This is a genomic window from Jingyaoa shaoxingensis (assembly GCF_014385005.1).
Lineage (GTDB): Bacteria > Bacillota > Clostridia > Lachnospirales > Lachnospiraceae > Marvinbryantia > Marvinbryantia shaoxingensis.
On the sequence record NZ_JACRSZ010000007.1, the window covers coordinates 1 to 21,198 of the forward strand.

The 21,198-nt window shown below is 41.7% G+C and carries 23 protein-coding genes; 21 read left to right on the plus strand and 2 right to left on the minus strand.

The genetic code is table 11. From position 1 onward, the window contains the following. Positions 1-155 (minus strand): IS66 family insertion sequence element accessory protein TnpB (gene tnpB, locus H8716_RS18065; RefSeq protein ID WP_408610889.1); only part of this gene is annotated, 155 nt, incomplete at its 3' end. Next, positions 149-547, minus strand: a complete 399-nt coding sequence (gene tnpA / locus H8716_RS07900) for an IS66 family insertion sequence element accessory protein TnpA (protein WP_249308030.1) — start codon at positions 545-547, stop codon at positions 149-151. The genes tnpA and tnpB, both read right to left, overlap by 7 nt. 324 nt (positions 548-871) lie before the next feature. On the opposite strand from tnpA, the gene H8716_RS07905 reads away from it, so the two are divergent. The 21 genes from H8716_RS07905 to H8716_RS08005 all read left to right on the plus strand — a co-directional run bounded on the left by H8716_RS07905 (position 872) and on the right by H8716_RS08005 (position 21,060). After that, the gene (locus H8716_RS07905; RefSeq protein WP_249308031.1) at positions 872-1,213 is read left to right on the plus strand and encodes a nucleotidyltransferase domain-containing protein; all 342 of its coding nucleotides are present in this window, start codon (positions 872-874) and stop codon (positions 1,211-1,213) included. Continuing rightward, the gene (locus H8716_RS07910; protein WP_330606517.1) at positions 1,200-1,481 is read left to right on the plus strand and encodes a HEPN domain-containing protein; all 282 of its coding nucleotides are present in this window, start codon (positions 1,200-1,202) and stop codon (positions 1,479-1,481) included. Before H8716_RS07905 ends, H8716_RS07910 begins: the two co-directional genes overlap by 14 nt. 445 nt (positions 1,482-1,926) lie before the next feature. Next, complete coding sequence (locus H8716_RS07915; protein ID WP_249308032.1) at positions 1,927-3,639, plus strand: AAA family ATPase; 1,713 nt, start codon at positions 1,927-1,929, stop codon at positions 3,637-3,639. Between the two features lie 316 nt (positions 3,640-3,955). Further along, positions 3,956-4,600, plus strand: coding sequence for a hypothetical protein (locus H8716_RS07920; protein ID WP_249308033.1), 645 nt, complete (start codon positions 3,956-3,958; stop codon positions 4,598-4,600). Positions 4,601-4,756: 156 nt separating this feature from the next. Next, positions 4,757-6,079, plus strand: a complete 1,323-nt coding sequence (locus tag H8716_RS07925; RefSeq protein WP_249308034.1) for an RNA-binding domain-containing protein — start codon at positions 4,757-4,759, stop codon at positions 6,077-6,079. A 158-nt stretch (positions 6,080-6,237) separates the two neighbouring features. Next, positions 6,238-7,410, plus strand: coding sequence for a plasmid pRiA4b ORF-3 family protein (locus tag H8716_RS07930; RefSeq protein ID WP_249308035.1), 1,173 nt, complete (start codon positions 6,238-6,240; stop codon positions 7,408-7,410). Between the two features lie 43 nt (positions 7,411-7,453). Further along, positions 7,454-9,355: a hypothetical protein gene (locus H8716_RS07935; protein WP_249308036.1), complete on the plus strand. Its 1,902-nt coding sequence runs from the start codon at positions 7,454-7,456 to the stop codon at positions 9,353-9,355. Between the two features lie 146 nt (positions 9,356-9,501). Then, positions 9,502-9,894 (plus strand): BlaI/MecI/CopY family transcriptional regulator, encoded by a 393-nt coding sequence (locus H8716_RS07940; protein ID WP_249308037.1) that lies wholly within the window; start codon positions 9,502-9,504, stop codon positions 9,892-9,894. Between the two features lie 2 nt (positions 9,895-9,896). After that, on the plus strand, positions 9,897-11,048 hold the full coding sequence (locus H8716_RS07945) for a M56 family metallopeptidase (RefSeq protein WP_249308038.1): 1,152 nt from the start codon (positions 9,897-9,899) through the stop codon (positions 11,046-11,048). Continuing rightward, positions 11,045-11,281 carry a hypothetical protein gene (locus H8716_RS07950; RefSeq protein WP_249308039.1) on the plus strand — a complete coding sequence of 79 codons (237 nt, stop codon included), beginning with the start codon at positions 11,045-11,047 and terminating at the stop codon, positions 11,279-11,281. Before H8716_RS07945 ends, H8716_RS07950 begins: the two co-directional genes overlap by 4 nt. Positions 11,282-11,471: 190 nt before the next feature. Continuing rightward, entirely contained in the window at positions 11,472-11,876 is a 405-nt protein-coding gene (gene hxsD / locus H8716_RS07955) for a His-Xaa-Ser system protein HxsD (protein WP_249308040.1), read from the plus strand. Beyond that, positions 11,869-12,093, plus strand: coding sequence for an HxsD-like protein (locus H8716_RS07960; protein ID WP_249308041.1), 225 nt, complete (start codon positions 11,869-11,871; stop codon positions 12,091-12,093). The genes hxsD and H8716_RS07960 overlap by 8 nt, the downstream gene beginning before the upstream one ends. Beyond that, positions 12,086-13,105: a prepilin peptidase gene (locus tag H8716_RS07965; RefSeq protein ID WP_249308042.1), complete on the plus strand. Its 1,020-nt coding sequence runs from the start codon at positions 12,086-12,088 to the stop codon at positions 13,103-13,105. The genes H8716_RS07960 and H8716_RS07965 overlap by 8 nt, the downstream gene beginning before the upstream one ends. Beyond that, a complete protein-coding gene (gene hxsC, locus H8716_RS07970; RefSeq protein WP_249308043.1) occupies positions 13,102-13,971 on the plus strand; it encodes a His-Xaa-Ser system radical SAM maturase HxsC in 870 nt (289 codons plus the stop codon). Before H8716_RS07965 ends, hxsC begins: the two co-directional genes overlap by 4 nt. Continuing rightward, positions 13,968-15,362 (plus strand): His-Xaa-Ser system radical SAM maturase HxsB, encoded by a 1,395-nt coding sequence (gene hxsB / locus H8716_RS07975; RefSeq protein ID WP_249308044.1) that lies wholly within the window; start codon positions 13,968-13,970, stop codon positions 15,360-15,362. The genes hxsC and hxsB overlap by 4 nt, the downstream gene beginning before the upstream one ends. Before the next feature lie 18 nt (positions 15,363-15,380). Then, positions 15,381-15,914, plus strand: coding sequence for an MORN repeat-containing protein (locus H8716_RS07980; protein WP_249308045.1), 534 nt, complete (start codon positions 15,381-15,383; stop codon positions 15,912-15,914). A gap of 2 nt (positions 15,915-15,916) precedes the next feature. Beyond that, positions 15,917-16,276 (plus strand): His-Xaa-Ser repeat protein HxsA3, encoded by a 360-nt coding sequence (gene hxsA3 / locus H8716_RS07985; RefSeq protein ID WP_249308046.1) that lies wholly within the window; start codon positions 15,917-15,919, stop codon positions 16,274-16,276. A gap of 258 nt (positions 16,277-16,534) precedes the next feature. Beyond that, positions 16,535-18,010 (plus strand): polyphosphate:AMP phosphotransferase, encoded by a 1,476-nt coding sequence (pap, locus tag H8716_RS07990; RefSeq protein ID WP_249308047.1) that lies wholly within the window; start codon positions 16,535-16,537, stop codon positions 18,008-18,010. Between the two features lie 21 nt (positions 18,011-18,031). Then, positions 18,032-18,619, plus strand: a complete 588-nt coding sequence (locus tag H8716_RS07995) for a M48 family metallopeptidase (RefSeq protein WP_249308048.1) — start codon at positions 18,032-18,034, stop codon at positions 18,617-18,619. 116 nt (positions 18,620-18,735) lie between these two features. Beyond that, positions 18,736-20,127 carry an alanine/glycine:cation symporter family protein gene (locus H8716_RS08000; RefSeq protein WP_249308049.1) on the plus strand — a complete coding sequence of 464 codons (1,392 nt, stop codon included), beginning with the start codon at positions 18,736-18,738 and terminating at the stop codon, positions 20,125-20,127. 15 nt (positions 20,128-20,142) lie between these two features. Continuing rightward, complete coding sequence (locus tag H8716_RS08005) at positions 20,143-21,060, plus strand: ketopantoate reductase family protein (protein ID WP_249308050.1); 918 nt, start codon at positions 20,143-20,145, stop codon at positions 21,058-21,060. Positions 21,061-21,198: the final 138 nt, after the last annotated feature.

The window sequence follows — 21,198 nt, forward strand, 5'->3', positions numbered from 1 at the left end:
GCCCTCTTTCCACAGAACAGGAATAAGGAATTGCTGTAAGGATCCAGTTTGAAGTTGTACTGGATGATATCCAGCAAGCCATTGAGCTGCTTCCTCATATCGGTGTAGCCGCATCGGATATAGATTTTCTCCACATGGGAAAGATCTCCTAACATGACTGCACGGCTTTCAGAATGTTTTCCAGCATCTGGGCAGATGTGCCTTCATAAAGTTCCACTGTTATGGATCCGATATGAAGTATGGCTGCAGGAGTGGAACGGGAAATGTTTCTGTCCGGAAGTGAAAGCTCCGCAAACTCAGCCGGGGATTCCGTTAAAGCAGTTGACTGTTGGTCTGTACACATGTGGATGCCGTTTTTCTTGCGGGGCAGTTCTTCCAGGGCAAGCTTTCGAATTTTGGAAAGCCAGTAATAATAACTTTTCAAAGAGATATCGTGTTGTTCACACCAGATCTGATTTGTCAGTCCGGAGGCCCTGCATTGCTGTATTACATCCAGCCAGTATTGAAGTTTCACCTGTTTGTCTGGAGTCAAAGAAGAAAGATCCATAAGCCTGCTCCTTAGATTAGATTTAGAGTTTTTAGAGTCAACTCCCAAAACTCTAATCAATAGTTTACATGCAACAGCCAGAAATTTCGATACACCCTCTTATTGGACGCTTACGATATTCGAAAGATAATAGTAAAGTTGAAATGAGAAAATCTTGATTGAGAAACGGGCGTAAACTGGTTATAATAAAATAAAGAAGTAAGTAGATTACAGTACAATCAGCATAAAATGAGGTGGAGTATTCAATAAACCCCAAGATATTGGGAGAAAGGAGAATAATCCATTACCCTCAAAAAAGGATAATTGGATTATACGTGATGATATATGTCAAAGATGATGCAGGATTTAATCGAACAGTATGTAGAAGCTGTTAAAAAAATCTATGGTTCCCATGTACGACAGATAATTCTTTATGGTTCATATGCAAGAGGTGACTTCCGTTCAGATTCAGATGTAGATATTATGATTCTGGTGGATATATCCGATTTAGATTTGAAGGCATATGCACAACAGCTCTCTTATATGACTTATGATTTTAATATGGATCATGACACGGATATTAAGCCTATTGCAAAGAGCGAGGCACATTTTAAAAAGTGGATTGTGAACTATCCATTTTATTCCAATATTCATAAAGAAGGGGTAGTTTTATATGGAGCAGCTTAATCAGGAAATTGGTACCAGACGAGATTTGGTGTTATATCGTCTGGAAACGGCTAGAAATGATTTGAAATCGGCAAGAGCATTATTTTCTATTGAAGATTATAAAGGGGCCAATAACAGAGCATACTATTCCATTTTTCATGCAATTAATGCAGTGCATGCAGTCAGCGGTAAAGCATATAAAAGACATAAGGATGCAGTAGCAAACTTCAATAAGGATTATGTGAAGACATCTGTATTTCCAAGAGAAATCGGAAGGAAAATCGGATAGGCAGAAGAGATTCGCCATGCTAGTGATTATGATGATTTTTATATTGCAAGTAAAGAAGAATCAGAACGGCAGATTTCAGTTGCGGATGAATTTATAATTTTGGCAGAAAAATACTGTTTAGAACAGCTTGAAAAGCAAAAGGAACATTGAAACGTGACCAGGTTGAACATATTGGAGTGTAAGGATATAGATAATACCGTAGAAAGTTATGAAACGTACAGAAAAGTTAGAAAGTACAGACGGAAAGCACATGATCAAGAGTGCCAGTGTGGAGTTTATGAGTTTCATCGAAGAAGCGTATAAGTGCCTCCGGTGGTAGAAAAAATAATTGCGCTGTGCGGGGGTATCAACTTGTTATTTGGGCGGTTAGATGGTAAAATCAAAGGACACTGGGATTGAGTATCCTCATACTCAGTAGTATAGCTTCGGAAAGGAGCGTGGAAGAATGGCAATAACGTTGAAACTTCCAGTTGGAATCGAAGATTTTAGAGAAATCCGCCGAAAGGGTTTTTACTACATTGATAAGACAAGACTAATCGAACAGCTTCTTGACAGCTGGGGAAAGGTCAATCTTTTTACAAGGCCGCGTCGCTTTGGAAAGACCTTAAATATGAGCATGCTCCGTTACTTTTTTGAAATAGAAACGGATAAGACGCTATTTGATGGGCTTCACATCTCGCAAAGAAGTGACCTTTGTGATGAATATATGGGAAAGTTCCCGGTTGTATCTCTCACACTTAAAGGCGTATATGGAACCACGTTTGAGGAAGCTAAACTTAGCCTTGCAGAATTAATCGTGGCAGAAGCCAGACGGTTTAAATTCCTGTTAGAAAGCGATAAACTGGATGCCGACGATAAAGAAATGTATCGTGAACTGATTTCTTTAAACAAGGAACAAAGTCCAGCGTCTTCGGTAAAACTCAGATTCTCGCTTAAAAACCTATCTGAGTTGTTATATAAGCATTATGAGCAGAAGACTATCGTGTTGGTTGACGAATACGATGTGCCACTTGACAAGGCCTTTCAGGACGGATACTATAGAAAAATGGTATCGTTAATTCGCGGATTGTTGGGCGAGACTCTTAAGACGAACGATTTTTTGCAGTTCGCAGTTTTAACAGGATGCTTACGAGTATCTAAAGAAAGCATTTTTACAGGTTTGAACAATTTTAAGATTTTTTCTATAACGGATGCTCGTTTTGATGAACAGTTCGGCTTTACAGAAGACGAAGTCGAAAAGATGCTAAAAGATTACCAATTGGAAGATCATCTGGCAGAAATGAAGGAATGGTATGATGGATATCATTTCGGAGATGCCGATATTTACTGCCCTTGGGATGTAATCAATCGGATAGATGATCTATGTAATAAACCAGAAGAAAAACCGAAATGTTATTGGATAAATAGCAGCGGAAATGCTTTAGTTAAACGATTTGTTTTTATAGCCAATAGAACAACACAGGACGAAATTGAACGTTTGATTGCAGGTGAACCAATTGAAAAGTCTGTTCGGCTTGATTTGACACACGATGAGATTGATAAAAGTATAGATAACATTTGGAGCGTTCTGTTTACAACGGGATATTTGACACAGGTTGGTATGACAGAACAGGGAGCATATAAGTTGATCATTCCAAATAAAGAGGTTCGAGAGGTATACAAACTTCAGATACAGGACTGGTTTGATCAGAAAATAGCAGATAATGCGGAGCAGATGACCTCTTTTTGGAAAGATATTGAAGAGGGAAACACAGAGGCAATAGAACAGTATTTAAACCGAACATTAAATAATACAATCAGTGTTTTTGATACGAAGGCACCAGAAACAGAAAAGGAAAACTCCTATCATACTTTTCTTGCAGGGTTGTTGACGGGAAACACAGATTGGGTGGTTAAGTCAAATGTGGAAGCCGGAGAGGGATTTGCAGATATTATCATTAAACCGCAAAATCCGGACGATGGTATTATCTTTGAACTTAAGTATTCAAAGGAAGCATCAGGATTGGATAAAGCCTGTGAAAGAGCAATTAAACAAATCAGAGAGCGAAGGTATTCTGAGTACCTGAAAAACGATGGCCGCCACAATATGACTCTTTATGGCATTGCTTTTTACAAAAAGAGATGTAAAGTAGTGGTTGAGAAACTGAAGGAAGCATAATGCTGACAAGCCCATTTACGCACTGTGTAAATTTTACATGGTTCGTAGGTGGGCTTCTTTTTTGGGGGCCATTTTTGCACGAGTTCCTACCTTATTATAGGTATACGGTAAATAGTTAGTACCGTGCTTTTTATTATAGTAAAGAAGGAAAATGGATGCGTATGCCAATTAATCAGTTAAGTGATGGATATAAGAGTAACTTACGAGTTGCTAACTCACGAATATAATTGTTGGAGGTGAGCAAATGAGTAAATTCTATTGTCGTGAAGATGAACAAACGGTATAATAACTATTTTTGAGAGGAGACAATACGAGAATGAAAAACAGAAAGACAAGATTTACAGGAATTATAGCAATGGCAGTAATGGTAGCAGTAATGCTTATGCCAGTGGGGGTACAGGCAGCATCGCAGAAATCCATGGCGATTCAGGCGTATAAAAAAATTTTATCCAATGCGACGATACCATGGGAGGATGACTGGAAGGTGAGAGCCTCCAGATGTTCGTTTGCACTTGCATATATTGATAACAACAATGTACCGGAACTGATTGTAAGTAATAGCTTAGATGTTTCACATGCAAGTGGTCATGGACGGATTTTTACTTATAAGAATGGAAAAGTACGGCGCATTGTGAATCTCTATATGGATAATTCAAAGTTTTCTTACTATAAGAAAAAAGGGGTTTATGCAGACTCATATGTACAGGGTGGTGTTACAAATACATATTATAAATTATCTGGCATTACAAAAATAAAAAAATTATCGATCTTTAAAAATGTAGCAAGGATAGCATGGTTGCCAAAAGGAACTAGCTATTATGATATTTCCGGTGCGGCAAATGTAAAAATTTCCAAAAAGACATTTAATAAAAAATTGAAAAAAATGGTAGGAAGCAGAAAGATGACAAATGTGTCTTTAAAGAAAAATACATCTTCCAACCGTAAAAGATACCTGAAATAAGAAAAAATAAACATTTCAAAAAATTTATAAATAAAACTGAGAGAGGTATGTTTTTTAATCGACAAAACATTTGTTTCTGCACCTCTTGACTCTTCTTTCTTTCTTGATTACAATGAGAAAGAAAGAAGAAAGAAATGAGAAAGGAAGGAGCAGAAGATGTTAGCATTCGAAAACCAGAATATCGAATTTAAGCAAGAGTATGTCCCTGACATCCGAAAAGAGGTGATGGGATTTGCAAATGCAGAGGGCGGCACAGTTTATGTCGGTGTACGAAAAGATGGAGCAGTTCTGGGTATTAGTGATCCGGATGGTGTGATGCTCCAAATCGTGAATTCTTTGAAGGATTCGCTGGCACCAGATATAATGCCATTTGTTAGAGTCAATACAGTTGAAATAGAAGAAAAGCAAGTCATCGAAATTGATGTAACAACAGGAACGAATCGGCCGTACTATCTCCGTGAAAAAGGTCTGAAGCCTGGTGGAGTGTATGTAAGAAAAGGAAGTTCTACACAGCCAATGACTGAAGAGGGAATCCGGGAGATGATTCTTCAAAACAGTGGTAGATCTTTTGAACTGTGCAGAAGTATGAATCAGGAATTGACGTTCCATACTCTCCAAACAGAGATGCAGAGAAGGTCTATCGAAATCGGACCATCGCAAATGCGGACCCTCAAGCTGATTGGTGAAGATGGCTTATATACAAATCTTGCATTGCTGCTATCAGACCAGTGTGAAACAACAACGAAGGTTGCTCTTTTTCAAGGAACAGATAAGGAATTATTCCGAGACAGAAAGGAATTTAAGGGCTCCATTTTAAAGCAGCTTGAAGATGTCTACCAGTTTATTGATTTAGTCAATAAAACGAAAGCAACATTTTCAGGGCTGGACAGAACTGATAGAAGAGATTACCCAGAAGAAGCAGTAAGAGAGGCTTTACTGAACAGCATCGTTCATCGTGATTACTCTTTTAGTGGAAGTAATCTGGTCAATATCTATGAGGATAGAATCGAATTTGTTTCTCTTGGAGGTCTTGTATCAGGTTTGGAGTTGAAATCCATTTTTCTTGGTGTTTCACAATCGAGGAATCCGAACCTTGCGGCTGTTTTCTACCGCATGAGATTGATTGAGAGTTATGGTACAGGAATTGGAAAAATTGAGCGTGCGTATAAAGTGTGTCCATTCCAGCCAGAGTTTGAAACAGCAAAGGGCGTTTTTCGGGTGACACTTCCGAACCGAAATGAAGAGCAAGAAACTGAGATGCAGGAAATAGAGAATACGAACAACGATATTTCACTGGATGAGCAAAAGAATCTAATAGTTCAGTATGCGCGGGAGAATGGCAGTATAACAAGAAAAGAAGTCGAAGATTTGATTGGCGCAGGAACAACAAAGGCATTCCGATTGCTTAAAGAACTTTGCAAGGTTAATAAACTTGAGCAAAAGGGAAGTGGAAAGTTGAGTACCTACGTTATCAAATAAATATCAATGCATGAAGAAGCATCTTGGCGATGGTTAGGGTGCTTTTTGGTACCATATAAGTGTAAGAGATAAAGCGTTCAGAGAAATACCGAAACAGAATGAGGCATGCAGCGGCTATACAGGTGATAAAAGCGAATCGAAAAGGAGACAGGGGTGAAATGCAGGTAAAAGATGACAGAAGCAAATGCAAAGCACAGGTTCTGAAACTTCATCTGGAACTGGATCTGAAATGTATAAGTGAAGAGGAAGTTCAGATTCTGAAAAAATATGGTTCCATGAAAAAGTCGATATCAAGAGATATACTTGTTCCGGCAGATATTACGCTGCATGCATTAAATTATGCAATCCTTCGAATGTTTGGCTGGCAGAACGGACATTTGCACAACTATAGTTTGCCGGAAAAGGTCTTTAAAGAACTAACTGAAAACAGTTTTCAGACATGGGCGGGGATGGCCGGTGTGTACTTCAGATTCCCGACAGAAAATTATGAGGATATCTATTGGGACGATGATTATCGGGAAGGACAAAGTATCAGATCATGGATGAAGAAAAAATATACAGGTCCATATAGATATAAGGGATATGGAGAACATTATCTGATGAATCAGATGGAAGTACAGGATATGTTTGCAGGATGGCAGGAGATTACAGTACGGGAGTTTGCATTTGGAGCCAAGAAACAGCCAGAGCCATATCAGGTGAGATTAAGTGATGCGACAATTGATCAGGTAACAGATGCATTTGCAGACATTTTCTGTGAAGAATTAATAGAGAGACTCCCGTTGGCAGAGATTCTTCTGCCAAAGAAAAAAGAAGTGGATTATGCACAGGTAAGAGATAATGTGAGTAACCAATTATCCAAAACAGATATAGAAAGTGCGATCTCGGAATATATGCATACACGATTCAAAAGTGAGAAACAGAAAAAAGAATTTTTGATGAAGTACGACATTCCGGTCTCACCGATAACAGAGCAATTGATCTATAGTTATGATTTCGGAGATGGTTGGAAAGTTTTCATAAATTGTGAAAATGTATATACACGGAACGGAGACAGTGACTGGAAAGACAGTAAAGGAGAAAATGTAGATGTTTTAGAAGGGGATCTGGAAAAAGTAATTGCTAAATATTCGCCAGTCTGTATTGAAAAAGACGGGATAGAACTCGTGGATGACGTGGGAGGTATCTATGGTTTTTGCAGAATGCTGCAGACAATCTATGAGACAGATACAGGTATAGAGGAAGATCGGGAAGAAAGAGAAAGCATGCTGGGATGGGCAGATATGATGGGATGGACCGGAAGAAAAATCGGTTTAAAGCAGACGCTGTGAGAAAGATATTCTAAACTGTTGCTTAAACTACGGGAGATTTTTTATGTATTATGCAGATGATGAAATAAGGAGAACAGATTTAGAGCTGCGTTGTTGGTATCCGGAGCTGGAGACAGAAATCTATAAAAAAGGAATGTTTCGTTATGAGATCCGCTGCGTAGATTATGCGGGGGATTTTGAACTGCTGAGAAAAACGTTTGAACAGAAGATACGAAAGATAGCTTCTCCGGTTACACTTTCGCAGGTGAGACCGGTTGAATATGAAGAAAAGTTAGAGCAGATACCATTTGAAAATCCTGTTCAGGGGTTTCGTGCCTCTGTATCCACAGAACCGGAGGTTCGTGCATTTGTAGAGGCAAAATATTCAGATGTGGAACTTATAGACATCGTACATCATCCCGGTGTTGATTATACAGTAGATATTTTTGTGGGGAATAAAACAGACCCGGAAACGATGAAAGAAATGGAGTCTTTTTTAAAGCAGGTTCTTGGTACGGATACGATCCGTGTGCAGAAGAAAGAGAGGAAGGAAGTATCGAAAGAATTTGAAAATGAGAAAGAGTCGGTTGTTTTGGATCCGTTTATTCAATTTTTGGATAATAATAGCTTGGGGTATCATCGAGAACTTGCATATTCAGCGGAAGAAGCAGATTATTGGTTTTCTAATGCAGAAGCTATTTATGGGAATCAGATCAGTAGATCAGATCTGCCATATTTTCGGGACGGACAGAAGAATTTTTTCATGGACTGTTCGGTAAGCGAAGGCCTGGATATTCGAAATGCATTATTTTTATACGATACAGTGTACCTGGGAATGCCCATGGAAAAGTATTTGGATTCTTTCCTCTCATATCAGCGAATGACAAGAAAAGAACTGATAGAATTAGTGGATATGGGAAAAGTTGTCATTGTATTGACAGGAGCAGAGAAGAGATATGATGCAGCGCTGCTGAATGATGCGTATCAGGCAACCTCTCTTGGAGTCGTGGGAAGACGGGGAGCTAATATCCTTATGGCGTCTTATTTTTCAGATTTGGAAAAACGATATGCAGGTCATTTCCCGGGAATATATGATTGTGCAAAAGAAATGTATCGTTTTTCGAGAAAAAATCAGGATAACAATCTTTTAATGACAGCAGATTTGATAAGTTTTCCACTGCGCGCCAAAGCAAGGAGCTTTGAATATTTAAACAAAGATGGTTTATTGTCCCTGACAGCATTCGGAGCGAATACAATGCTGCAGGAGATGTTAACTGACAGTTTGAAAGAAACAGGAGATTTTGATCTGTTTCTTGGTGCATGTGCAGGACCTTTACATCTTTCCATGGCACTCAATGCATCTTATTTTCCTGTATCAATGTTGAAAGAGCAGGGGAAGAATCCAGGTACGGATATGTGCCTGGCGGAGATTATGGAACAAATGCTGAGCTTTTACTGGTATAATAAGGATCAGTTCGCGTATCTGCAGGAATCCAGGAATACGAAAGACTTGGATCAGCTGAAGTTGTTCGAATGCGAGCCAAGTCTTTCAGTGCTTGATGTGGCCAAGAGTGCGGATGACTGGCATACACCTGATTTGTTTGGAAAAATCCTGGAAAGTATTGCCAGACTTCCGGTCAAAGAGCAGAATGAGAAGATACGGGAATATAATCATCTTTTATTTGAACTTGCGAAGCTTCCGTCTGGCACATCTGTCATCGATATGATCATGACCGGAGCCGGATATCTGCCACTTCCGGATGGCGCTTCCACAGCTATGAATGTGTTAGATATTTTGAGAAAGGTTCTTTCAGACCAGGAAGACATGAAAGAGCTTGCAGAGAAAAAAGAGTTGAAAAAGAAACTGAAGAAAATTGACAGAAAAGAGACAAGTTCTGAAATGGTTGAGGATATTTATCTTTTGGATAAGATTTATCGTGTAGCGAGACTGAAATCGAATTCATAGGAAACGGTTGGATTAAAAATCATAAAAATCTTCCATTTCACGTAATTTACGATTGACGAGCTATGATATTTATTATAGAATAATAGTTAACAAAAGAAATTAACATGCAATATTAATTACTATATAGATAAGGCAGAGTGTAGAAAATGCAGTTAACAAAGAAAAAATATTTATTGACAGACGCAGAGCGGGAAGTGATGGAATATATCTGGACATCCGAAGAACCACTTTCCGGTAACGATATTTTAGCGAAGCCATCATTTAAGGAATGGAGTTCAGGATATCTTCACAATGTGCTTCGTTCCATGTTGAAGAAAAAGGTGATTCAGGTAGACGGGCTGGTGCAGAGTAATACACAGTACGCCAGAACCTTTGTACCGGCACTGACGAGAGAAGAGTATGCAGCGCAGATGGCCATGTCCGTAGGCGGTGTAGTGAACCAGAAGTCCATAGCGAAGGTTGCAATGGCTATGGCAAAAGAAGCAGGAAGCGAAGACCTGATTCGGAAGCTGGAATCACTGATCGAGGAGAGCAAATAAGCATGGATAACTTTTTACTCTCATTTCTGATCATGATGCTGTGGAGCCTGATCTTTACATGTATGTTTCTTGGAATGAGGAAGACGAAGATTCTCAGAAGCAAGATCGGGATCTCAGGCAGTATTTTGATCTGCGCAATACTTATGGTACGCATGGCAATACCGTTTGATATCGGAATTGCAAGACGGGTTCGGGTATATTGGCCATGGTTTCTGAAATGGTACAAGGCTGTGAAGATAACAAAGTACAGCACCATATTTGGAGATGTATCCGTTATACAGATTGCGGGAGTGATCTGGGGCGTGATAGCCATAATACGACTAATCCAGTTTGCAAGATTATATATCATGCAGAGGAATGTGTGTCACAGAAGTATCCTATATGGGAGTGAAGAATATACAGCAGTTTTACGGAAAGTATGTGAGAAGCGAAATTATAAGCGTAAGATTTTGCTTACCAGGAGCAGCGAGATTACATCTCCCATATGTATCGGGATAAGGAATTCGTACATTGTTCTACCGGAGAGAAGCTTCAGTGCGACAGAGCTGGAATACATATTTTCTCATGAGATTACACATCTGAAGAATCATGATCTGTGTTATCTGATGGCTGCTAATCTTCTGACTTGCATATTCTGGTGGAATCCATTGACCCATGTAGTAAGGACTGAACTGGAGTACGCATTAGAAGTTCGTTGTGACATCGCTGCAACAGCAGGATACACAAAAGAAGAAAGCTTAGAATACCTTGGAGTCATATTGAAAATATTGGCTGAAGGACGCAAAGATAACCGTCTTCTGACGGGGAATGGCGTTGGCTTTGCAAAAGATTCTTTTGATAAAGTTATGGAAGAAAGATTTCATGCAGTACTGGATCAAGAGCCAATGAAAGGAAGTTCAAAAGCGGGATTTCATGTATGGTGTATAGGAATGGCTGGCTTGCTGGTGTGTAGCTACATGTTTATCGTTGCACCGTATTATGATGCAGATATGGGTGCAGGACAAGAATTAAATAGCAGCGAGATGTGGACCACAACTAATGAAAAAGGAGAATATGTACTACATTTTTGGAAAGATGGAGAGTTAGTAGAACAAGTTGTTGAAGAAGATATGATTTCTACAATGGAAGCGGAAATGGGGGTGAGAGAAGAGTGAAAAAAAGAGTAGGTATAGTATTAATGGTTTTAGCATTAGGTAGTATGGGAGTGATAGCTGGAGCAAATGAAATGACAGTTGCTCAGGATACTGAAATTGCACAGGATGTGGAAGGCAGAATAGCAGATGAAATAATAATGAAGTATCGTTACTATAATGGTCATGTGCAGTGTCGCAGATGGAACGCAACACAGGGTTACTGGGTTGATCCTTATTGGAAGAATGTAACTTGATTCTCAAAGAGCACTTTAGGAATTTTATCTTTCCTAAAGTGCTCTTTTCCGTTGACGAATAGTATGGAAGTCTGTACAATAGAAATAATAAAAATGGTTTACAGATATGAGAAATAGAGCAATGCTATGATTATAAATGAGCAATCTTATGATGCAATAACAAAGAGCAGATATTTTCAGAGGGATTACTATGTTGGAGTACACGATATTAGATGACGGAAAAGCGGAGGTTCGGATAAAGAAGGAGCTTTATCCGTTAAAGGCGGTTTACAGGACTGCATATTTATTCATGGATGATTATTATATCGGACTGGATATGGATGAAGTGCATTTTATCATACGTTTTACCGGTAAGGATGGACGGATTGACAGTGACAGGGTGGGAAGGCTTCAGAATGAGCTGCTGAATCAGTGCCTGAAGCTGGCGGTTGGTCAGGATACACAGGAATTAAGAGAACTGATTGTGACGAGAGCCTTGTACAGTGCATTTATCCCGGAAGAGGATACAGACGAGTCTGAGGAAAAGGAAGAAAAAGCAGACGAGCCTGATCGATATGATTTAGATGAGATTGCGAAGGCGTGGTACGATGAATAGAATGACTCTGCAAAAAGAAATATATCCCAAAAGTGCAATAGAAGAGACAATACAGGCTTTTAGCCGGATCGCGAAGATCCATATGGAAGAGGAAAAGGAAAATTACTACAGCCTGACTTTTGAACAGTGCCTGGCAGATCCACAGCGAACCATGGATGAGTTTGGCAATTACGTTCTGGCAGAGACCATAAGGGCAGCCGGAGGTATGTATGATTGAAGGGATCATGATGCTTTATCTGCTGGGCATTTGTCTGGTGGCGGCGGTTACAGACTGGAAAAAGGGGAAGATCTACAACCGCTGGCTCAGCCTCGGCATGATTCCGGCCAGTATACTGGTTGTTCTGTATTATTACGGACATCGGGAAAGTATTCGGCTTTTTCTGATGAATCTGCTGGCAGCCATTGCCATTGCCATTATATTCTATGCATTAAAGATGTGGGGAGCGGGAGATTCCAAACTATGGATGTTTTTGAATTTCCTGTTTCCGGCCGGATGGTACGTGACCACAGACAGCATGCTGTTCCCGTCTATGTTGATTTTTATGCTGATTTTTCTGGAAGCTTATCTGTATATCTTTCTGGAATCAATATGGTACCGGTTTTTTAAGAAGAAAAAGGGAATTCAACTCCAAAAAGAGAAATTTGATTCACAGCAGGTCTGGAATCTGCTGTTTTCCATCTCATTTTTATCTCTGGTATACACACTTTGTGCTTATTTTATGGGAGAGTATTATGAGAGCAACCGAATCTTTTTCGCAGTGGTGGGAGTACTGCTGACCAGTCAGCTTGTGGCAGTACAGTTCCGCGGAAAGAAAGTACTGACCGTGATCCTGTGTATTCTGTATGTGGCAGGGGCAGTGATGTCGGGCGGTATGCGAATGAATGATCTGGGACTTACGATACTTCTGGTACTGGTATCTCATTTCAGTCTGAAGTTTGCAGAAAAGTATAATTACGAATGGGTAAAGACCAGTGAAGTAAAAAGTGGTATGATTTTATCCTGTTTTGCGGTACAGCAATTTTTATGTTCCAGAGTGAAAGGGCTGCCGGAAAGCACAGATGAGACAACGAAGTCCCGTATTACCCAGGAACAGGCAGAATCCATTCACAGATGGGAAAAGTCCAAATACGGAAAAGAATATATTATGGTGGTACGTTATATTCCATTTGCAGTGTTTATACTGGCAGGGCTGATAACGTATCTCGTGGGAGTAGTGATAATAAAATGACAGAAGAAAAAGCGGAATCCAGTGCACTGGTTTATGTGACGAATCAGTGTAACTCTAACTGTATTATGTGTCCGGATTCTGTAAAATTGCGGACCAGACCCAATGAAGTCACCAGGGAGAATCTGCTGGAACAGATAGGTGAGATCAATCCGGAAGCAGAACATGTGGATATCACTGGTGGAGAACCAACACTGCTGAAGGAACAGCTTCCAGAACTGATAGAAGCAGTATTTCGTCAGGCACCGGATGCGGAAGTACTGATGTTGTCCAATGGGAGGAGTTTTGCTGCCGGAGGATATACAGAACGGTTTTCAGCATTTGCTCACAGGCGGCTGAAAATTGAGATACCAATCCATGGGGATTGTGCAGAACTGCATGACAGGATAGCAGGATGTCCGGAAAGTTTTGTACAGACAAGAGCCGGGATTCACCATCTGCTGGAAGCAGGTGTGGAAGTGGGAATTCGGATTGTGGTATCAAGACTGAATTATAGCAGACTAAATGAACTGATCCGGTTTATCAGCCGGGAGTTCCCGGAGATAAAGTATGTGAATCTCATGGGAATGGAAGTACTGGGAAATGCCTGGAAAAACAGAGAACAGGTGTGGATCGAATTTGATGAAGTAAAAGACAGCCTTCAGCAGGCGGTGGAACAGTGTTTTGCCTGTGGAATCATCCCAAGTCTGTACAATTATCCGCTTTGTCTGTTTGACCGGAAATACTGGTATTGTTACCGAAACAGTATCAGTGATTATAAAATACGGTATTTTGAGGAATGCGAGAAATGCACAGAGAAAAGCCGGTGTGGTGGATTCTTTGCATCCACATACCGCTATACCAGGTATAAAGTCAGGGTACAGGTATGAAAAAGAATTTTTTTAACTACAGAGAGATGAGACAAAAGGTCTTGCTGACCAATGATCTGGGGAGATATGTATTCCTCTCCAAAGAAGAATTTTATCGGTTTCTGAGAGATCAGCTGGATCCACAGGAGGAGATCACCCAGAGATTAATGGATGAATTCTTCTTATATGATGGCAGTGAATATGAGTTTGTAGAACGGGCTGGAGAAGCTTTTCGAATGTACCGGCGGAATCTGTTTCAGGGAGCGGCGCTGCATATCTTTGTGCTGACTAAGCAGTGTAATCAGCAATGTGTGTATTGTCAGGCGTCTACAGAACTGGAGCGTCATACGCAGATGTCAGGGGAGACAGCCGCAAAAGCAGTGGATATTGCACTGCAGACGACGGCACAGTATGTGACCTTCGAATTTCAGGGCGGGGAGCCGTTGATGAATTTTGATACACTGCAGTTTATTGTAGAGTATGCAGAAGAACAGAATCAGAGTTGTGGAAAGAATCTGGAGTTTTCGGTTGTAACGAATCTGATGCTGTTAGATGAGGAGAAACTGGAATTTCTGATAAAGCACGGAGTTTCGATCTGCACATCGCTGGACGGAGATGAGATCTTACATAATAAAAACAGACCTTATTTTCAGCAGAATACATTTGAGATTCTGAAAAAGAAAATACAGATGATTCAGGATAAAGGTGCTTCGGTGTCAGCCATTCAGACAACGACCAGGGATTCACTTCCCAGATATCGAGAGATGGTAGATCAATATCTGGCATTCGGATTAAATCAGATCACCATACGTCCGTTGACGCAGCTGGGGTATGCAGCGAAGAACTGGGCTAAGATCGGATACACAGTGGACGAATTTCTGAATTTTTACCGGAAATCCCTAGACTACATTATAGAACGAAACCAACAGGGAACCTTCATTCTGGAAGGACATGCGCGCATGTTTCTTTCGAAGATATTCTGCAGAGATGCAGGCAATTATATGGAACTGCGCTCACCATGTGGCGGTGCGATAGGTCAGCTTGCCTATTATTATAATGGAAAGGTGTATAGCTGCGACGAGGCGAGAATGCTGGCAGAGATGGGGGATGACAGTTTCTGCTTGGGAAATGTGGAACAGGATACCTACGAAAGCATTGTAAATAATCCTGTCTGTAAGACAATTGCGAAATCCTCCTGTCTGGAAGGACTGGCAGACTGCGATGGCTGTGTGTATCAGCCATATTGTGGAACCTGTCCGGTGATCAGTTATGCAAGATATCAGACCGTTTATCCGTCCATGCTTCAGGAATATCGATGCAGAATCTATAAAGGAATACAGGACATTCTCTTTGAAAAACTGGAACAGCAGGACGAGGAAGTAGTAGAGATATTCAGACGATGGTGTGAGTAAAGAAGGGAGAGAAGACAAATGAGAAAGGGTATGAAGAATCTGCTGAGAGTAATGCTGCTGAGTTTTCTGGTTCTGTTCGGAATACAGCAGCCGTATCAGGCTCAGGCAGCATCAGGAACCATAAGGTATGAAGATGGAGAGCGCTATGTTGGAAAGTATAATGCAAAAACAGAGCGAAAAGAAGGAAAGGGAAAATATTACTGCAACAATGGCTGTGTGATCACCGGTACTTGGAAAAATGACTACCTGACAGGAAAAGCTACCGCTGTTTATCGCAATAAAGACAAATATGTTGGATATTTTAAGTATGATCAGCGCAATGGCAGCGGCACCTATATCTGGAAAAATGGAGACAGGTATAAGGGATCGTGGAAAGACGATGTCATGAATGGAAAGGGCAAGTATACCTGGAAAAATAAGAATTATGTAACTGGAACCTGGAAGAATGGCAAACTGAATGGCAAAGCGACTTTAAAGATTCGTAAGTACAAATATTCCATTCGGGTATCAAATGGAAAGCTGAAGAAAGTATACAGAAGAAAGAAGGCGTAGATATGGATAAAGACAATATTTTTCCAACGATCAAAAAAGGTCTGGAAGATTTTATTCAGGAAGAAGAAGGAAATATTTCCAGATCAAAAGTGGCCATGATCGGCTCTATGATGGTGATTCTTGGTGTGATGCTGGCAGATGGAAGCGTCTATGCGGCACACCGGTCTCATAGTTCCCATAGTTCTCATCGGTCTCACAGCAGTCACAGCTCCCACCGTTCAGGAAGTCACAGCAGCCACAGCTCCCACTCATCAGGCAGTCATAGCTCCCATTCTTCTGGAAGCCATTCATCCGGCAGCAGTAAATTAAAAGTGTCTCTTCCGAAGATGCAGATACCGCAGTCTACACCGGATATGTATTAGATCGTTTAATGAATCAGGAAGGTCTCATATTTGCGGGACTTTCCTGATTTTTTAGTTCTTATCGTTTGTGGTTGGTATTATTGCCTGATTTCTAATGGAAGGATGGTACGGTATCCAGCCTTGGTTTCAGAAATTTCAATACGAACGTGATATACATCTTCAAGTATGGATTATTTTAATTTTTTTATTATAGCAGTTTACTCATACCCTGGTACGGGGTAAAATAGTAAATCATAACATCCCACAGGAGGTAATGCCATGCTTACAAACTGGAACCCGGCGCATATGCCGGAAAAAGAGGAATTAAAGACGCGTTTGTCAGATGCGAGAAATCAGTTATACGATCTGCAGATGAAGATCAAGGAACACAAGGTACCGGTATTGGCATTGTTTGAAGGCTGGGGCACTGCAGGTAAGGGCAGTACCATTGGCAAGGTAATCCGCAATATTGACCCGCGGTTTTTCAAGGTTGTTACCATGTCAGAACCGACCGCGGAGGAGCAGCGATATCCGTTTCTGTATCGTTATTTTAAGCATATCCCGGAACAGGGAAAGTTCACATTTCTGGATTCCGGATGGATGGAACAGATCTGCAGGGAGCGTCTGGAGGAAAAGAATGATGAGAAGGAATATGGCAGCAGAATTGAGAGTATCCGCCGGTTTGAGCGTCAGCTGACAGACAACGGATATCTGGTGCTGAAGTTCTTCATGCACATCGATCAGGAAGAACAGAAGAAGCGGGAAGAACGTCTTCTGGAGCATAAGGACACCAGATGGAGAGTGTCAGAGTTTGACCGGTGGGAGAATGCACATTATAAGAAGTGTGTAAAGGTATTTTCCCAGTATATGTCAGATACCAATGCGTCCACATCACCATGGTATATCATAGATGCCAGTGAGCGGAAGTGGGCAGAACTGCAGGTGTTGGAGACCATGATCAGCAACATTCAGGTGGCACTGCAGAATCAGGCACATTCCGTACCAATTCTGCAGAATGTATTTCCATTGGAGCAGATTCCACGCCTGTCCGAGATCGAGCTGAAGGATAAGGAACTGGAGGAAGCAGAATACAAAACAGAGCTGAAGAAGCTGCAGAGTGAACTGGGGGAACTTCATAACCGGTTATACAGAAAACGGATTCCGGTGATTATTACTTATGAAGGCTGGGATGCTGCCGGAAAAGGCGGGAATATTAAGCGCATCACGGAAGCACTGGATCCGAGAGGATACGAAGTGCATCCCATTGCCAGTCCCGAACCGCATGAGAAAGCAAGACATTATCTGTGGCGTTTCTGGACGAGACTGCCAAAGAATGGTCATATTGCGATCTTCGACAGAACCTGGTATGGACGTGTCATGGTAGAGCGGCTGGAAGGATTTTGCAGTGAGAATGACTGGCGGCGTGCCTATAACGAGATCAATGAGTTCGAAAAAGAACTGAAGGAATGGGGTGCTGTGATCATAAAATTCTGGGTGCAGATCGACAAGGATACCCAGTTGGAACGCTTCGAAGAGCGCCAGAACACACCGGAAAAACAGTGGAAGATCACAGAGGAAGACTGGAGAAACCGTGAAAAGTGGGATGATTACGAAGTGGCGGTAGATGAAATGCTGCAAAAGACGAACACATCCTTTGCCCCGTGGCATGTACTGGAATCTGTAGATAAGAAATACGCCAGAATTAAAGCACTGAAAATCGTAATCGAAGAAATCCAAAAAGCACTGGGGGAATAAAAGATCAGTGCAAAGTGTGAAATGAGCGAAATACAAAGCAAAGGCATGGAAGAAATGAAATACAAGAATTATGACATTGAGTTGATCCGCAGCCGTCGCAAGACCATTGCCATTGAAATTCATCCAGATCTCAGTATAAGGGTGCGGGCACCGTTGCGGATGCCTCAGTATCGGATTATGGAGTTTTTGGAAGAGAAGGAGCATTGGATCGATCTGCACCTGGAGAAGATGAGGCAGAGACAGGAAAGTAACGCAGATCAGACGTCCCGAATTTCGATTTCCGAAGAAGAAATAAAGCAATTAACAGAACTGGCAAAAGAGGTAATCCCACAGCGGGTTGCCTTTTTTGCCGCACAGATGGGTGTGAATTACGGCAGAATCACGATCCGCAATCAGAAGACCAGATGGGGAAGCTGCAGTCAGGCAGGAAATCTGAATTTTAACTGCAGATTGATGAAGATGCCACCGGAAGTATTGGACTATGTGGTGGTACATGAGCTGTGCCACCGTAAGCAGATGAATCATTCGCGGGCATTCTGGGAAGAAGTAGAAAAGGTACTGCCAGATTATCGCGTTACACGGCAATGGCTGAAACAGAACGGAAGATAAACCTTTCTTGCAATCCATCCCAGAATCCGTTACAATAATACTATTGTGGAGTGAAATACAGAAGAAACGTATTTTGCAGGAAGAGCAAAATTCATGGAAAGAGGACAAGAGAGAGTATGATAGAGGCAATAGAAAGGATAAACAGTGTAGTCAACAATTTTATCTGGGGAGTTCCGGCCATGCTGTGTATTTTCGGCGTGGGGCTGTACTTAAGTATCAGGACAAACTTCCTGCAGATTCGGAAGTTCCCTTACGCGATTAAAACAACAATTGGACGAATGTTTCGTAAAAAGAATGCATCCGACGGTACACTGACTCCGTTTCAGGCTGTCTGTACCGCACTGGCGGCCACAGTGGGAACCGGTAACATTGCAGGTGTAGCAGGAGCCATCGCCATTGGTGGTCCCGGCGCTGTATTCTGGATGTGGGTATCTGCCCTTTTGGGCATGTGTACCAAGTTCGCAGAAGTGACCCTGGCAGTACAGTTCCGTGAGAAGAATGCCAACGGAGATCTGGTTGGCGGACCAATGTATTACATCAAAAACGGGCTGGGCAAAAAATGGCTGTGGCTGGCATATCTGTTTGCAGCCTTCGGTGTGCTGACGGTGTTCGGTACCGGTAATGCCACACAGGTCAATACCATTACCACTGCGGTGAATTCCGCACTGTTAAATTATCATGTGATTCCGGAGAGTGCGGTAGCAACATCGAATCTGATTATCGGCATTATTATCACCATTCTGGTTGGCATGATTCTTCTTGGAGGAATCAAACGAATTGGTCAGGTAACAGAGAAACTGGTGCCATTTATGGCATTGTTATATATCGTTCTGGCAATCGGTGTAGTCGTGATAAACATCCGTGTTCTGCCGGCTGTATTTGTATCTATTGTAAGAGGAGCATTTCAGCCATCTGCCGTAACCGGCGGTGTGGTAGGAAGCATGTTCCTGAGTATGAAAAAGGGAGTCTCCCGTGGTATCTTTTCCAATGAAGCAGGTCTTGGTACCGGATCCATTGCCCACGCCTGTGCAGATACCAGAAAACCGGTAAAACAGGGGATGTTTGGTATTTTCGAAGTATTTGCAGATACCATTGTGATCTGTACACTGACAGCGCTTGTTATTCTGTGCAGTCAGGTACCGATAAACTACGGAGCGGCAGCAGGTGCAGAGCTGACTATTCAGGGATTTACATCTGTATATGGCGACTGGGTATCCATCTTTACAGCCCTTGCCATGTGCTGTTTTGCTTTTTCCACCATTCTGGGATGGGGACTGTATGGCGCAAGATGTATTGAGTTCCTGTTTTCAGAAAAAGTCATCAAGCCATTCATGGTGGCATATGCACTGGTTGCTATTCTTGGTGCCACAGCGAATCTGGGACTGATGTGGAGCATTGCAGAGACCTTCAACGGTCTGATGGCTATCCCGAACTTAATTGCACTGTTCCTGCTGTCCGGAATAGTGGTGAAACTGGTAAAAGATTATTTTGCATCCGGTGAGGAATAGAACAGGAGAGAACATATGGAACAGATCGTACTCATTGGTTTTGGGGCAATCGGAATTCCCATTGCCTGGCATATGAATCAGTGTTATGGAGACCGATTTGCCCTGGTTGCCACCGGGCAGCGCAGGAAGAAGATGGAGAAGAAGCATTACTGGGTAAATGGAGCTGCCTTTTCTCCGAAGATAATTTCAACGGCAGAGGAGCTGGTGGAAAAGCCTTCCCTTGCCATTATCTGTGTCAAAAATTATGATATCGAATCTGCGATAGAAGATCTGCGTCCGGTGATTGCACCGGGAACAATTCTTCTTCCTCTTCAGAATGGAATCTATGCATTCCGGAGATTCTGTGAGGCATTTCCGGAGAATATTGTACTGAAGGGGTACATACAGGGACCGAATACCATTATGGATGGAGAAAATCTCCTTTTCACCAATGCGGGAGTGACCCACATCGGTGCATCTTCCTATTCCGGAGATGATATTGTACAGTATGTTTACCGGCTGATGCACAGTACCGGGCTGGATGTAGTGGTAGAAGCAGACATAGACAAAATGGTATGGAAAAAATGGATGCTGAATGTAGCGGGCAATTCTGTAACGGCACTGACCGGGGCAGATTACAGTAAGTTTCGGACTTATGAAGAGCTGCAGACCATCTGCCGGAAAAGCATGCGGGAGTTTGTGAAGGTGGCGCAGGCCAAAGAAATTCCCCTTTCTGAAGAAGATATCGAAGATATTATTCAGTATTATGTCAGCTACAAAGGCGCAAAGAAGACGTCCATGCTGGAGGATGTGCTGCATCACAGAAGAACAGAAAATGAGTATCTGGCAGGAACGCTTCTGCAGATGGCAAAGAAAAAGCAGATCCCGGTTCCGGCAACCGAGACACTGTATCTGCTGATGAAGGCAAAAGAAGAGATCTATCTGAATGAATAGTAGCACTGTATAATATGGATGTGAATCTGGTATATCAGATGTGAAATGGAAAAAGCTGAAAAAACTCTGGAAGAATAGAATGATCCGTGATAAGATAAGGCAAACATATTTTTGGAAACCAACAGACGGCAGAATATA